Here is a 14,521-nt window from a genome sequence, read left to right on the forward strand (position 1 = left end):
GTTGTTGCTGGCCAAAAAACTTCAAAACAAACTCGACAATCCCGAACTTTTGAACCTCGCAATCTTGAAAAGACAGGCGCAACGGCTTGCAGACAAAATTAGGTATTACATCAAAATTTAATCTGACAAAGTAGAACTAAGTACTACATTTGCTAAAGGTTTTATACCAAAACCACTGGCACACCCACCTCCAGGATTTTCCGTGCCCGCTCAATCGTCAGCGCACTCTTCCGCCGGGGTTGATCTGGCCGAGGAACAGTCTCAAAGGCGATCAAATGGTTACAAATGTCCCTCCAGGCAGTGCTGGCCAGGAAATTCACATCCACAATGCTGCGGTTTTGCGCCAAATCACTCAGGGCTTCGCTGAGTACCATGGCCATGTAATTTGGGCCGAGGTTCACGCCCATGGCAATGGCTAGGGCCTGGGTTTCCAGGTCGCGCAAAACAGTGGACACCGGCGTTTGTATCCTAACGCCATTCGCCAAATTCAAATTCAGCATCGCACCCAGCGAAGGCACGGCATACAAGGCATTGGCCACCCGGTATTGCTCCACCACCAACTCCTGTACAAAACCCGCCTGAATAAACGGCACAAACAAGTCGGACTGGGATTTGATGTATTCCCATAGCTGCACTTGATTGACAATAGTTGGTGCCGAGGCCACACTGACCTGCCCGTTCCTGACCGTAATCCCGGCCCTTTCAAAGGTTTGTTGGAATTGTAGCGGAGCATAGGTTTTCATGCTTTGCAACAACTGATTCAAACTGAATTTGGCGGCAAACTGGATAAAGCCGTAGGAAAAAATGCCTACGTCATACGTATTGATCGCATCGTAGTGCCCTTCTACTTTTTTACAAAACTGTAAGGCATTGAAAATTTTTGGCGTCAATCCAGCGGCGGCAATGGCTGCATGGGTAGGCACCGCACGGGCCTGACCCGAAAGGCTATAGCCATTCGGTTTTCTGATGAGTTTGAAGGTGCGGACTTCATTGCTGAGCAAACGAATGTCCAGATAAAGGTTGTAAGCGGTGTCTTCCCGGCGACCAACTAGGGCTGAATTGCTCGAAGGAAGAGGGTTTGGATTTGGCGTAGGGTTAGGCGTAGGTGTTGGTGGTGTAGGAACTGGGGGATTGACCACTACTGGCGGCTTGACCACAGGCGGTGGCGTGGGTGGCAAGGGTGTTATCGGTGGAAAAGTGTTCCCCCCAACACTGACACTGACCTTAAGCACCTGCCCTATGCTCAGAGCATCACTTTTAAGGTTGTTGAGGCTGCGTAAGGCAGTTATAGTGGTGTTGTTTTCACGGGCGATTTTGCTCAGGGTATCACCTTTGACTACGGTGTAGTTTTTAAAATTCTGAGGGCTCACGGGTGTGGTGATGGGCTGGTTGCTGCCAATGCGCAAAACCATACCCACACTCAGCGCGTCGGATTTGAGGTTATTGTCTTTTTTGATTTGCTCTACCGACACTTTGTAATTGATGGAAATGCGGTAGAGGGTTTCACCAGCTTTGACCACGTGCTGTGAGCTGGAGGAGTCGAACAAGCTGCGGGATTTGGCAGTGACTGGGCTGTCATCGTCCTCTTCTACTCGGATGAGGAGGCTTTGACCTAGAAACAATTGACTGGATTGCAAGCCGTTATGGGCTTTTAGGTGGCGGACTTTGATGTCGTATTGACGAGCGATGCTGGTTAGTGTGTCGCCGGGGGCGACTGGGTGGATGGTGGTGGTCATTGGTCGTGTTTTCCCACGGCTAAAGCCATGGGTTGGGTTTGTGCATGTGCCTCCCACGGATAAATCCATGGGTTGGCGGCCAAAGCATCCCAAAGTTAACAAAAGAATGGCCATTTTGCTTGTTTTAAGTGATTCATTGTCAAGTCCCATCAAAAAATTAACTTGGAAAACAAATTAAAAGTTTATAATTTTACAGACAAAGAACAATTAAAACACTAAAATTCAATTTATGAAAACATCAATGACTGTTTTATTGGCGCTTGTTTTTACGGGAACCTTGACTGCTCAAACCCTATCTAAAACCGAACGCAAGGAAGCCGTGAAGTACATCAACTGGTGTACCAAAGAGCTGAAGAAAAGTTTGAAAGGATTGTCCGAAGCACAGCTGAATTTCAAACCTGCAGCAGACCGCTGGTCACCCCAAAATTGTATGTATCATATTGCTTTTTCGGAAGGTGCCTTACGCGGTGCTCTGGATCAAGCACTCAAGGCTCCCGCCGACCCTAAAGCCAAAGCCGAACTAAAAACTACCGATGAAGAGATTAAAGCGATGGTGGTCAACCGAACCAATAAGGTAAAAACCCCCGAACCATTCGAGCCAGAAAAAACCGGCTTCAAGTCCCTGGCCGAAGCGGTCGCTGCCTTCGACAGCAAAAGAGCCATGCTGGTAGACCTTGTAAAAACCTCCAATGCCGACCTGCGCAACCACATTGTAACCTTGCCTGTTGGCAAAATGGACGCTTACCAGTTCATCTTGTTTATTGCCGGGCATAGCAATCGGCATACGCAGCAGATCAATGAGGTGAAGACGGTGGAAGGGTATCCGGGGTCTTGATGTGTATAAAATCTTACGCGGTGTGCAGATCATTGGGAACAGCACACCGTGTAGGGCTTTAATTGCTCAATTAAGGAGAATCTTATTGTTTTTTTAATGCATACCCATTCAAAAAATCCTTCACCCCCATCCTTTTCCGTCCCTGCAACTGCAATTCCAATACTTTCACATAGCCATCTCTGGTGCTGTATTTCAAATACGAGCGCCCATCCGAAAACAGCTGCCCGGTCGGGTGCTGATGCTCAGCAATTTCTTTTTCCGTCCGTAGCACTTTTAATTCCAATTCATCGAGTGTTGTCCAAGCCGCAGGAAAAGGGCTCAGGCCACGTACAAAATTGTGCACCTGAGCAGTTTTCTGATCAAAATTGATCTGGCAAGTTTCGTGGAAAATTTTTGGGGCGTGGCTCGCCTGGGAATCATCCTGGGCTTGTTGTGGCACGGTGCCTGCTTCGATGGCTTGTACCGTTTTGAGTACCGTACCTGCGCCCAATTGCATCATCCGATCGTGTATATCGCCAGCGGTTTCGTTTTCGCCAATGGGAATTTTGTCCTGGAAAATGATGTTGCCGGTGTCGATTTCGTGTTGGAGAAAAAAGGTCGTTACGCCTGTTTCGGTATCCCCGTTGATGACCGCCCAATTGATGGGGGCAGCTCCACGGTAGCGAGGTAAGAGGGAACCATGCAAGTTGAAAGTGCCCAATTTGGGCATGTTCCACACAATTTCAGGAAGCATACGGAAGGCGACTACGATATATAGATTGGCTTCCAAAGCCCGCAATTGGGCCAAAAACTCCGGGTTGCGCAATTTTTCTGGTTGCAGCACCGGGATACCGTTTTCAACTGCATATTTTTTGACGGGAGATTCCAAAACCTGCTTCATGCCCCGGCCACCCATTTTGTCCGCTACCGTCACCACTCCTACCACTTCGTAGCCATTTTTAACCAGGATATCCACAGAAGGAACCGCAAAATCTGGGGTTCCCATAAAAACGATTTTTACTTTCATGCTTAATTGCTAATTTGGCGTAAATATATAAAATCCATGCCAGCACCACGTACCCTCTATCTTACTACCTCTGATGGCTTAAATCTCCGTTGTTTAAGTTGGGATCACGTCGAACCCAAAGCAGTGATTGCCCTGGTACACGGGATGGGAGAGCATTGCGGCCGATATGGGCATGTAGCCGATTATTTTAACCAGCAAGGTTATGCTTTGATGGCCTACGACCAAAGGGGACATGGAGAATCGGGAGGCCCAAGGGGGCATAGTCCCAGTCTGGAAGCCTTGTTGGACGACTTGGCCTTGTTCCTGCGGAAAGTAGAAAAGGAATATCCAGGAACGCCGATCGTGCTGTACGGGCACAGCATGGGAGGCAATGTGGTGTTGAATTATGTCTTAAAAAGAAAGGCTAGCATTACAGGCCTGATTGCTTCTTCTCCCTGGATCGATCTGGCTTTTGCGCCAGCAGCATGGAAAGTGAGTGCAGCCCGTTGGTTGAAGCTCTTTTTGCCCAAACTTTCAATGCCCAATGACCTGGATGTAAACCACCTGTCCCGCGATCCCCAAGTGGTTTCAGCTTACCAAAAAGATCCCCTGGTGCACAACAAAATTACGCCAAGTATGGGCTATGAGCTGATGGAAGCGGCAAAGGGTTTACAAGCTTTTGCGGGTGAAATGCCGGTACCCACCTTGCTGTTTCATGGAACAGGGGATAAAATCACTTCCCATCCCGCCAGTAAAGCTTTTGCGGAGCGGGTGAGTGGGCCTTTGAGTTTTACTGAGTTTGAAGGATTTTACCATGAGACACACAATGAGCCGGAAAAGGCGCAGGTGTTGGAGCGGATTGGGGCTTGGTTAAAAGAATTGTAATGGACTTGAGGTGAATAATTGTTTTTTGAGTTACGAGTTCCGAATACATGATTTTTGAGTTTTGAAGTGGGCTGCCGCAGCGGCTTGGATCAAGGCTGTGTCAAAGTCGCTGCGGTAGCTCACTTCAAAACTCGCTACTCATGTACTCTGAACTCGTCACTCAAAAGAGCCTCATAGCAAAATCTCCAGCCATTATTGATAATCAACTCACCTCAAGTCTAATGACTACTTCCTCAACCGCACCTCCTCCGTACTCCTCCAGATATACCTACAAACCATCGCCGTACCTCCATCTGGATTCTCATGCGCTATCGTTTCGTGATTGGTGGCACCCATCAGAGCATAAAATTTCCGGGCTTGCTGATTGTCCTCCAGTACCCAGAGGTAGTAGCCCAGTCCGGGTTGTTGGGATTCGGCCAATTGGGCGGTACGTTCCATCAATTGGGCACCGATACCCTGGCCTTGCACCTCCCGGCTAACGTGCAGATTGTCCAATAAGGTACCAAAAACCGGGTTTTCGTTGATTTCAATACAGGCAAAACCGACCAGTTGTCCATTTTTTTCCGCCAATAAAATCTCCCGATTGGGAATGGGATGGGCAAAACGGTTGGCCCACAAATCGGCGCGTTCCTGCACCACCTGTTCATCCAGATAAGCATCGCTAAAAATGCCCCGGTAGTGCTTTTGCCAACTTTCGGCGTGCAGTTTGGCAATGGCAGCTTCGTCTTCGGGTTTAGCCAAACGGTAACTGATCATGATCATAGTCCCTTTGTTTTATTCTACCTTGGTCAAGTCTTTGAAAAAAATATAGGTGTCCACATAACCTAGTTCGTGATGGTAAAAACCACCGGGGGTGGTACCAATGATCTCAAAACCATTGGCTTTCCAGGCGCGTACTGCCGATTCGTTGGTGCTGACCACCAGGTTGAATTGCATGCCGCGGTAGCCCAGGGCCTTGGCCGCCTGGATGGAATGTGCACAGAGTTGGGTACCAATTTTTTGACCCCGAATTTGCGCATCGACCATATAGGCTGCATTGGCGATGTGTTTGCCATACCCCGGTTGATTGGGTCGCAGGATGTAGGCCCCAACGATTTTCCCGTCCAGGTCAGCTACAAAGACCGCATTGTCGAGGTTGATCCAGGTGGCTTCCATTTGCGCACGCGAGTAGGTCTCGTCGTAGGGGAAGTAGATTTTTTGGTCGACTACGGCTTTCCAGAGGTACCAGACGGCGTCGAGGTCGGCGGGAGTTGCTGGGCGAATATCCATTGCGTTCTTTTTGGTTGAGGAATGTTGGGATGGTTTAGGGAGGTTGAGGCTGCCGCAAACGATTTTGACCAAGGATTCATTCTAGAATTTAACTGTCAATGTCGCTCGCGGTAGCCTCAACCTCCCTCAACCATCTCAACCTCCCTCAACTTTTTTATTCCAATTCAATAATCAAATCATCCTGCTCCACCAAGGTCTTTTCCTTCAAATGGATTTTTTTCACCGTTCCTGCCTCGTGGGCAATGATGGTACTTTCCATTTTCATGGCTTCGATCACAAAGAGTGGAGTATTGGCTTGTACAGCATCACCTTCCTTGACCAGGATTTTGGCCAAACTACCTTGGAGCGGAGCACCTACATCTTTGGCTTTGCCCACTTTTTGGTGAACAATCGATTCGGTTTTGGCCGTTTTATCCCGCACCGAAAGCATCCGCGACTGGCCATTCAGTTGGAAGAACACCACCCGGTTGCCTAATTCATCGGGTTGGGTTTTGTTGAGGTATTTCACCACAATGTTTTTGCCCTTGGCCAGTTCGATAATGATTTCTTCCATGGGTTCCATGCCAAAGAAAAAGACCTTGGAAGAAAGGTGGCTCAGATCGCCGTACTTGCTCCTGGATTCATGGTATTCCTCATATACCTTGGGGTACATTTGGTAGGAAAGGAAGTCGCGGAATTGAGTATTGAGGCCAAATTTTTCCTGAAAGGCCGCAAAAGCAGCGTCCAGATCCAAAGGCTGCATGTGCGCATTGGGCGCAACGGTATAGGGCTTTTCCCCCTTCAACACCACGGCCTGAACCTCTTGGGGGAATCCTCCTTCAACCTGGCCCAAATCACCCCTCATTAAGGCTTTGACACTATCCGGAAAAGCCAGGGAGTTGCCCCGTTTGATCACATCCTCGGCAGTCAAGCTGTTGGAAGTCATAAACAAAGCCATATCGCCTACCACCTTTGAAGAAGGTGTCACTTTGACGATGTCTCCAAAAAGGTCGTTGGCTACGCGGTAATTGTGCTTGACGAGTTCAAACTTGTCTTCGAGGCCCAGGGCGCGGGCTTGAGGCCGCAAGTTGGAGTACTGCCCACCCGGGATTTCATGTTCGTATACATCTGCAGAACCCGCCCGCAATTCCGACTCGAAAGGATGGTACACCCTGCGTACGGATTCCCAATAATTCGAAAACTCATTGAGGCTATGCAAGGCTATGGGGTTTTCACGCTCATGCCCTTCCATCATGGCCACAAAGGAATTGAAGTTGGGTTGTGAGGTTAGCCCACTCATGGAGGCCAAGGCCAAATCAACCACATCTACTCCTGCTTCTACCGCTTTGAGGTAGGTAGCAGCCTGGATAGATGAGGTATCGTGGGTATGCAGATGGATCGGCAGGTTTACTGCTTTTTTCAACTCTTTCACCAATACATCAGCAGCATAAGGCTTCAACAAACCGGCCATATCCTTGATGCAGAGGATATGAGCACCTTCGTCTTCCAGTCGGCGGGCCAAATCCAGGTAATATTGCAAGCTGTACTTGGTGCGGGTAGGGTCGCTAATGTCACCAGTGTAACAGATACAAGCTTCTGCAAGTGAATCAGTGCGCTCTCTGACCGTGCGAATGCTGGTACGCATAGAATCCACAAAATTGAGCGAGTCAAAAATGCGGAAAAGGTCGATGCCCGTTTTGGCGGCTTCCTCGATGAATTTGACGATCACGTTGTCGGGGTAAGCGGTATAGCCAACTGCGTTGGAGCCTCGAATCAGCATTTGCAACAACACGTTGGGAATTGCCTGTCGGATTTGTTCCAAACGCTCCCAGGGACATTCGTGCAAAAAGCGCAAGGCCACATCAAAAGTTGCACCACCCCATACTTCCATCGAAAACACCTGATCGCCGTGGTGACGGGCATAACTTTCGGCGATTTTCATCAAGTCGTAGGTACGCACCCGGGTGGCCAGGAGCGATTGATGGGCGTCGCGAAAAGTGGTATCGGTATATTGGATGCGGGGTTCGTCTTTCAACCATTGTACAAACCCTTCCCGCCCCAGTTCTTTCAGGCGGTCTTTACTCCCTTTAGAGTAGGCTTCTTCATGATTGTATTTTGGCACTACGGGGTTCAGTAATACTACATTAGGATCCTTGAATAAAACATCGGGATTTTTGTTGACAATGACTTCCGCTACGTAGCGCAAAATCCGCGTACCGCTGTCCTGCCAGTTGCGCGACTTGAGGAGTTGTGGGTTTTCCTTGATGAAATTGACGGTAAAATTTCGGTTTTGGAAGTCCTCGTTTTCCAACAAATTCAATAAAAAGCCAATATTGGTTTTGACGCCCCGCACTCGGAATTCCCGCAAAGCCCGGTGCAATTTGTGTGCAGCGGAAGGCATATCACGGCCCCAGGCGGTTACTTTGACCAACAAACTGTCAAAAAAGGGTGAGATGCGAGCACCTGCAAAAGCGCTACCAGCATCCAATCGAATGCCCATACCACCTGGACTGCGGTAAGCAATCAAGGTGCCGTAGTCGGGTTTGAATTCATTGGTGGGGTCTTCGGTGGTGATCCGGCACTGGATGGCACAGCCGGAGCATTCTATGGATTCCTGGTTGGGGATTCCCACTTCTTCTCCCGTGAGAGGCAGGCCCTGAGCAATGAGGATCTGGGATCGCACCAGGTCAATACCCGTCACTTCTTCTGTAACGGTGTGCTCCACCTGAATGCGGGGGTTCACTTCAATAAAGTAGACATTTTCTTCTTCGTCCAGCAAAAACTCTACCGTTCCAGCGTTGTTGTAGCCTACTGCCCGGGCCAGTTTAAGGGCGTATTCGTAGAGCTTTTCTTTGGTACCTTGCTTGCGAATGCTTACCCCGGGGGCGATTTCAACTACCTTTTGGAAACGTCGCTGGATTGAACAGTCCCGTTCATATAAATGGACGATGTTGCCGTGGCGGTCACCCAAAATTTGTACTTCGATGTGTTTGGGGCGTTCGATGAATTTTTCCAGGAAGAGGGTTCCATCGCCAAAGGCAGTTAAAGCTTCGCTGCTGGCCTCTTTGTATTCTTTCAATAGGGAGTCGTCGTCGCGGACAACCCGCATACCTCGGCCACCGCCTCCTGCAGCAGCCTTGATGATTACCGGATAACCAATCCGGCGTGCTTCGGCCAGAGCGATCTCGGCAGTACTGAGGTCAAGTTCACTATCGGGGATGAGTGGGATTCCCGTTTGGCGTGCGATGTTTTTTGCGGCAATTTTGTCTCCCAACTGATCCATAATTTCTGGATCGGGGCCAATAAAGGTGATTCCAGCATCACGGCAGGCCCGAGCGAAGTCTACATTTTCAGATAAAAAGCCATAACCGGGGTGAATGGCGTCCACTTGATTGTCTTTGGCAACCCGAATAATTTCCTTTATATTAAGGTATGGTTTAAGTGGGTCATCATCCGCTCCAATCTGAAAAGCCTGGTCCGCTTTAAAACGGTGCAGGGAGTAACGGTCTTCAAAAGTGTAGATCGCCACAGTAGAAATTTTCAACTCAGCAGCAGCGCGTAATACCCGTATGGCTATTTCCCCGCGATTGGCCACCAAAATCTTCCGGAATTGCTGGTTTAAACTTGTCATGTACATGTCAGTTTTCAAAAGAATATGAATGAGTAGTTTTGTGTTTTGAATCTAACTCACTGTCAGAGACTAAGCGCAATTTGGTCTATTTTTTAGGACTGAAAAGGACTGAAAAATAGGGGCAAAAACAGGTTAAAAATTCCGGCAGGGCAGCATTTTTACAAAAAAAATGACATAAAAATGAAAAAAGTCGCCTCAAGATAAGGATGTTTCAAAAAATGATTGTAATATTACTGTCGAAATATCACGTTCCCCCCTTGTGGTAGTTCCCATTTATAACCGGTTTCAGGTACTTCATATTTCCATTAGGTTTAATCAAACATCATTTACACAGCGTTTGCCTGGTTGCAATTGGTCTGCCTTCATGATTTTGCATTTGAGTTGCATCATCAGGAGATGGGTACCTCAGTCTTTGCAGCCAAGAATTACTTCTAACCAATAATAACTTGTTTGCGCCCAAAAACGAACAATGAGACGACCATGGTGGCCTCTCTTTGCCTGAGAGTATTTTGCCTCATTGTTAATGTGGTGTGTTCATTTTCCTATTCGTGGGAACACATCTAAACCATGCCACCGCGACGCTAAAATTTAGGGGTAAATAAGTGCCAAAGGTCTGTAGATTTTTTGGACACTGTAATCGAAACAAATCATGATTGCCAGAACACTCTCATGCTTCCTATTCCCAATTCTTTTGGTTTCAGCTGCCTATGCGCAGCGCAATTGTGCCACATTAGAACATTGGGAATATGTATTGTCAAAACATGTCAATACAAAACAAAATCGCTCGCTCATCGAGCGACACACACAGCAATTTGAACAAACTCCTGCATTGCGAGGAGGAGATAACATTTTAATTCCGATTGTCGTTAACATCGTTTACAACAACGCTACCGAGAACATTTCCGACGAACAAGTACTCGAACAAGTTCGGGTATTGAATGAAGACTTTGGTCGGCTGAACCCTGACGCGGACGCAGCCTGGCCACAAGCCGCGCATACTGGCATCCAATTCCAATTGGCAAAACAGGCACCCGATGGAACACCTACCAATGGAATTCGCCGGAGGTACACTTCCTATTCCAATTTTTCTGCTTATGACGATGTCAAATTCAGTAAATCCGGTGGCATTGATGCCTGGCCAACTGGGCAGTACCTCAATATTTGGGTATGTAACCTAGAGGGCGACATCATGGGTTATGGTCAACTTCCGGGTGGCCCTGCTGAAACCGACGGAGTGGTGATTGACTATCAGTTTTTTGGCCGCTATGGCCATACCAAAGCTCCCTTTGACCGGGGGCGTACGGCCACCCATGAAATTGGGCATTGGCTCAATCTCTTCCATATTTGGGGCGACGGGGATTGCACCATCGATGACATGGTATCGGATACCCCTGATTCTGATGAAGCCAATCATGGTTGCCCCATGGATGCCCATTCTTGTGGAGGGAAATTGATGGTTCAAAACTTCATGGATTACACTGATGATGGCTGTATGAATTTATTCACTCAGGGTCAGGCCCGTAGAATGCAAGCGCTTTTTGCCCCGGGTGGTTTCCGCAACAGCTTTCTCAGCTCTCATGGCTTACAGGCTTTGGCGGAGCTCAGACCAGAAGAAACCTGCGGTGATGGCCTCCAAAATGGTGATGAAACAGGCATTGATTGTGGAGGGTCTTGTGCTCCTTGTGTCAGCAAAATCAGTTGCCCGACACCATTGAGCATCAATCAGGTGCATGTAGTGAGCAAGGTTACCTTGCGCTGGGAGACTGTTGGTTCGGCCACTTACCTGGCTGAAATCCGCCAACTCAAGCCCAGTGTAAGCAAATGGGCCAGTGTAGTGACTGCCAACAACAGCGCCAGTGTAAGTGGGGTCCGTGTGGGTCGTACTTATGAGTGGCGAGTGCGCTCCATCTGCCAGGCGGGAGATACCAGTTCTGCAGCGGGGGTAGTATTTGTAACCCGCAGCAATGAACGAACGACCTTCACTTCAACGCTTCCAAACATTTATCCCAACCCTGCTCATGGGCAGTTTTATTTCAATGCTCGGGCAGATGAAATACCGGATCAAGAGTTACAATTTGGAAGAGTTGAAAAAGCAGAACTTGAGATGGCTTCAACCTTACTGATCAAAAATATTCAGGGGCAACTGATCCACTCTCAACTCTTGCCTGCTGATACTAGCAGCGCCATAGCTGTAGATGTAAATAACCTGGTGGCGGGAATGTACTTTGTGAATCGGGTGGATGCCAATGGCAAGTCCCTGGGCCAGGTACACAAACTGATTATTTATTGATTTTTCAGCAATAGCATACTGTGAGAAAAGCGCACCTAAAGATCCCAAATGGGTGTACTTGATTTATTCTGTTACGTTATCGTTTGACACTATTCCCGGAATGGCTCGCAACCTGATCAGGTTGATGAGCCATTCTTTTTTTGGCCTTTATGACGACATAATTAAAAACCCAGCCGTTTTTTAATACCAACGTTTTTTCAATGTCCAAATCCAATTTTTCCAATAAACGCACATAATCTGCCAGGTCGTCTTGCTGGGGATGAAGCACGTCACCGGGAATCATGCGGAAAATAAACTTTAACAATGCAAATCGGTGAACATCAATACTGATTAGCAGGGTCCCTTCGGGTTTGAGGCTAAGTACCAGGCATCCGGCTGCTCTTTCTAAATTAGCCACGTGATTGATGGCATTGAGGCAAAAAACATGGTCGTATACTTCCTCCTGATCCAAATGTTCGAGCATTTGGGTCTTAAAATGGACATAGGGGAATTGATCCTGCCTGAAATCTGGCAATTTTTCTTCATAAGCCAAAAGTAAAGGATCTATTGCATCTACTTTTTGGTCTTGGAGTATGGTAAAAATACCCGCAGGGCCGCAGCCTGCGTCCAAAACCCATTCGCCTGGCCTGACTTGCAATTCCATTTGGCTCAGCACCTTACGCCAATGCACCCGCTTCGCTTGCACATAGTCGGGCCAGTTCAATGGTTGTAAATAGCGCCGCCACCAACGCAGTTCCAAAAATTGGGCCAGTCTCCAGCGCCAGGAATATGTTTGATTTTCCAAAAGAAGTAATAATTTTAGGTCAGCAATCAGTGATCAGCTGTCAGCTATGAGCCATCAGCAGCACCCAATGGCTGACAGCTGATAGCTCATAGCTGACCACTGACCGCTTCAAACTCTACAAATATGCGTTTTCCAATAGGTACAAAGGTAAAATTTATTCATACTGGCGACGAAGGTACAGTGGTTTCTTTAATTGATGCTGAAACGGTAAATGTAAGGCTCAGCGGGGATGACATGGAAATTCCAGTGAACATCGAGAACATTGTGCTTGCTGATCAATATGTTGCTACCGCGCCTGTCATCAAAGGTAAACCGAAAGCCCAGCCCCAAATGAACGTCCCTCCCCCTCCGCCAAGGTTCGTTCCTCCCGCGGTAGGTGTGCCTGTAAAAGGAGGTAATGCCCAATACGCCATCCTGAAAAGTATGGGTATTCAACTGGCTTTTGATCCCATATACAAAGATGATAGCTCGCCCGAAAAATACCTGATCTACGTGATCAATGATACCCGCATGGACGTGGTATACAATTTCACCTTGTATCTGGGCAAAAGGGCAGCTCTGGAACACAGCAGCAAATTGAACAGCCTGCACTACGAGCGAATTGGGGAACTCTGGTTTGACCAACTCAATGACAGTCCAGCGGTAGAAATGGAATGTTGGCGTTTGTTGACCGATGGGGACAGCAAAAAACTGCGCAAGGAAATCAACATCAAACCCAAGACTTTTTTCTCAAAAATGCTCACCGCTCCGTTTCTGGATCGCCCAGTGCACCATTTCCGGGTTTTTGAAAAACATGAATTGGATGCAAGTGAGGAAAAAGAGTCGGGTGCTGAAGACCTCAAGTCCTACACTGAGCGGAATATCCAGCCACATGCCACGGTCATCCACCATTCCAGTGGCCCCAAACATGAGGTCAAACAATTGGCTGAGTTTAAAGCCGAGTTAGACCTGCACATCGAAAATTTGGTGAAGGACCAACGCAAAATGAGCAATTCGGATATCATCAACCTACAAATCCGCCGCTTTGAGCAGTATCTGGACGAAGCAGTTCGAACAGGAGTCGACCGGGTGTTTATCATCCACGGCGTAGGTGAGGGTAAACTAAAAAATGCTATCGCTACCCTACTCTTTCAACACCCACATGTCAAAACCTTTAAAAATGAATACCATCCGCGGTATGGATATGGGGCTACGGAAGTGGAGTTTCATTGATTGTTGAGAAAGTTGAAGCTGTCGCAGCGACACCACTATAAGTTAAGATTTGAAGTCTGACAATACTCGGCAAATCCCCACAATGAAGCAAAGCGTTGGCGGATTTGTAGGCGGTTCGCCAAAGCTCGTTCTAGTTTATCCAATTCGTCATTTTTGCCTTCAATGAGTACGGTGTACATGCCCAGGTTTTGGCCAAATTCCAGGTCGGAAACCGAATCTCCAACCATGATTGAAGTTTGAAAATCAATGGCTGGAAAATCTGCCTGGGCTTTGAGGGCCATGGCTGGCGCGGGTTTGCGGCAATTGTTGGGGACACTCGATAGGTCGGGGCAATGATAAATGGCATCGATGCGGCCACCTGCCACTACAATTTCCTGGATCATTTTTTGATGGATCTCAGCCAGTTGGGTTTCGCTCATTTGGCCCTTGCCAATGCCTTGTTGGTTGGTGACCACGATGATGTACTGGAAATGGTTGGCAAAAAAAGCCAGTGCTTCGAGGGCACGCGGGGTGAATTGAAATTCGGACCATTGGGCTACGTAGTCGCCTGGGAGGCGTTCATTGATCACGCCGTCGCGGTCGAGGAAGAGGGTGTGGTAGAGCAATGGATTCATTCTTCTTCTGAATCCTTTTTAATACCTTCAATAACTTCTTCCAGACTGGCTTTAGCTACTGAATCTTGGTCTGATTTATCATAAATAGTCAAAAGATATACTTTACCAATTTCTCCTGTTTTTTGAGCTTGGTAAATAAAATGAATGGTTCTTGCCCCTCCACTTTTGCCTTTGTTTTTACTTTTTATAGCCAGTCGAACTTTATAAACGCCTTCCATGATTTGAATACCATAAATAGGATTTTCCTCAAGTTGTTCAAGCAAGGCATTGAGTTCCATTTTGAGCGATGGATATTTTTTTA

Annotated in this window: 12 protein-coding genes; 4 read left to right on the top strand and 8 right to left on the bottom strand. The window is 47.7% G+C overall.

Features of this window, described 5'->3' with window-relative positions:
* Positions 1–161 precede the first annotated feature (161 nt).
* A complete protein-coding gene (locus tag SFV55_RS10965) occupies positions 162–1,736 on the bottom strand; it encodes a LysM peptidoglycan-binding domain-containing protein (RefSeq protein WP_320029544.1) in 1,575 nt (524 codons plus the stop codon).
* Between the two features lie 229 nt (positions 1,737–1,965).
* Between SFV55_RS10965 and SFV55_RS10970 the strand changes: the two genes are divergently transcribed.
* Entirely contained in the window at positions 1,966–2,571 is a 606-nt protein-coding gene (locus SFV55_RS10970) for a DinB family protein (protein WP_320029545.1), read from the top strand.
* 82 nt (positions 2,572–2,653) lie between these two features.
* On the opposite strand, the gene fmt is transcribed toward SFV55_RS10970, so the two are convergent.
* Entirely contained in the window at positions 2,654–3,577 is a 924-nt protein-coding gene (fmt, locus tag SFV55_RS10975) for a methionyl-tRNA formyltransferase (protein WP_320029546.1), read from the bottom strand.
* 36 nt (positions 3,578–3,613) lie between these two features.
* On the opposite strand from fmt, the gene SFV55_RS10980 reads away from it, so the two are divergent.
* Entirely contained in the window at positions 3,614–4,441 is an 828-nt protein-coding gene (locus tag SFV55_RS10980) for an alpha/beta hydrolase (RefSeq protein ID WP_320029547.1), read from the top strand.
* Positions 4,442–4,666: 225 nt separating this feature from the next.
* Here the strand turns inward: SFV55_RS10980 and SFV55_RS10985 are convergent, their stop codons facing one another.
* The 3 genes from SFV55_RS10985 to SFV55_RS10995 all read right to left on the bottom strand — a co-directional run bounded on the left by SFV55_RS10985 (position 4,667) and on the right by SFV55_RS10995 (position 9,320).
* Entirely contained in the window at positions 4,667–5,203 is a 537-nt protein-coding gene (locus SFV55_RS10985) for a GNAT family N-acetyltransferase (protein ID WP_320029548.1), read from the bottom strand.
* A 12-nt stretch (positions 5,204–5,215) separates the two neighbouring features.
* Positions 5,216–5,710: an N-acetyltransferase gene (locus tag SFV55_RS10990; RefSeq protein WP_320029549.1), complete on the bottom strand. Its 495-nt coding sequence runs from the start codon at positions 5,708–5,710 to the stop codon at positions 5,216–5,218.
* A gap of 154 nt (positions 5,711–5,864) precedes the next feature.
* Positions 5,865–9,320 carry a pyruvate carboxylase gene (locus SFV55_RS10995; protein ID WP_320029550.1) on the bottom strand — a complete coding sequence of 1,152 codons (3,456 nt, stop codon included), beginning with the start codon at positions 9,318–9,320 and terminating at the stop codon, positions 5,865–5,867.
* Between the two features lie 649 nt (positions 9,321–9,969).
* Between SFV55_RS10995 and SFV55_RS11000 the strand changes: the two genes are divergently transcribed.
* Positions 9,970–11,610: a M43 family zinc metalloprotease gene (locus SFV55_RS11000; RefSeq protein WP_320029551.1), complete on the top strand. Its 1,641-nt coding sequence runs from the start codon at positions 9,970–9,972 to the stop codon at positions 11,608–11,610.
* Between the two features lie 76 nt (positions 11,611–11,686).
* Here the strand turns inward: SFV55_RS11000 and SFV55_RS11005 are convergent, their stop codons facing one another.
* Positions 11,687–12,394 carry a class I SAM-dependent methyltransferase gene (locus SFV55_RS11005; protein WP_320029552.1) on the bottom strand — a complete coding sequence of 236 codons (708 nt, stop codon included), beginning with the start codon at positions 12,392–12,394 and terminating at the stop codon, positions 11,687–11,689.
* A 123-nt stretch (positions 12,395–12,517) separates the two neighbouring features.
* Here SFV55_RS11005 and SFV55_RS11010 point away from each other — a divergent pair, with 123 nt between their 5' ends.
* A complete protein-coding gene (locus tag SFV55_RS11010; RefSeq protein ID WP_320029553.1) occupies positions 12,518–13,606 on the top strand; it encodes a Smr/MutS family protein in 1,089 nt (362 codons plus the stop codon).
* Between the two features lie 35 nt (positions 13,607–13,641).
* Here the strand turns inward: SFV55_RS11010 and SFV55_RS11015 are convergent, their stop codons facing one another.
* Positions 13,642–14,220, bottom strand: a complete 579-nt coding sequence (locus SFV55_RS11015) for an HAD family hydrolase (RefSeq protein WP_320029554.1) — start codon at positions 14,218–14,220, stop codon at positions 13,642–13,644.
* A complete protein-coding gene (locus SFV55_RS11020) occupies positions 14,217–14,498 on the bottom strand; it encodes a hypothetical protein (protein ID WP_320029555.1) in 282 nt (93 codons plus the stop codon). Before SFV55_RS11020 ends, SFV55_RS11015 begins: the two co-directional genes overlap by 4 nt.
* Positions 14,499–14,521 lie beyond the last annotated feature (23 nt).

This window comes from Haliscomenobacter sp. (assembly GCF_033763495.1).
Classification (GTDB): Bacteria; Bacteroidota; Bacteroidia; order Chitinophagales; family Saprospiraceae; genus Haliscomenobacter.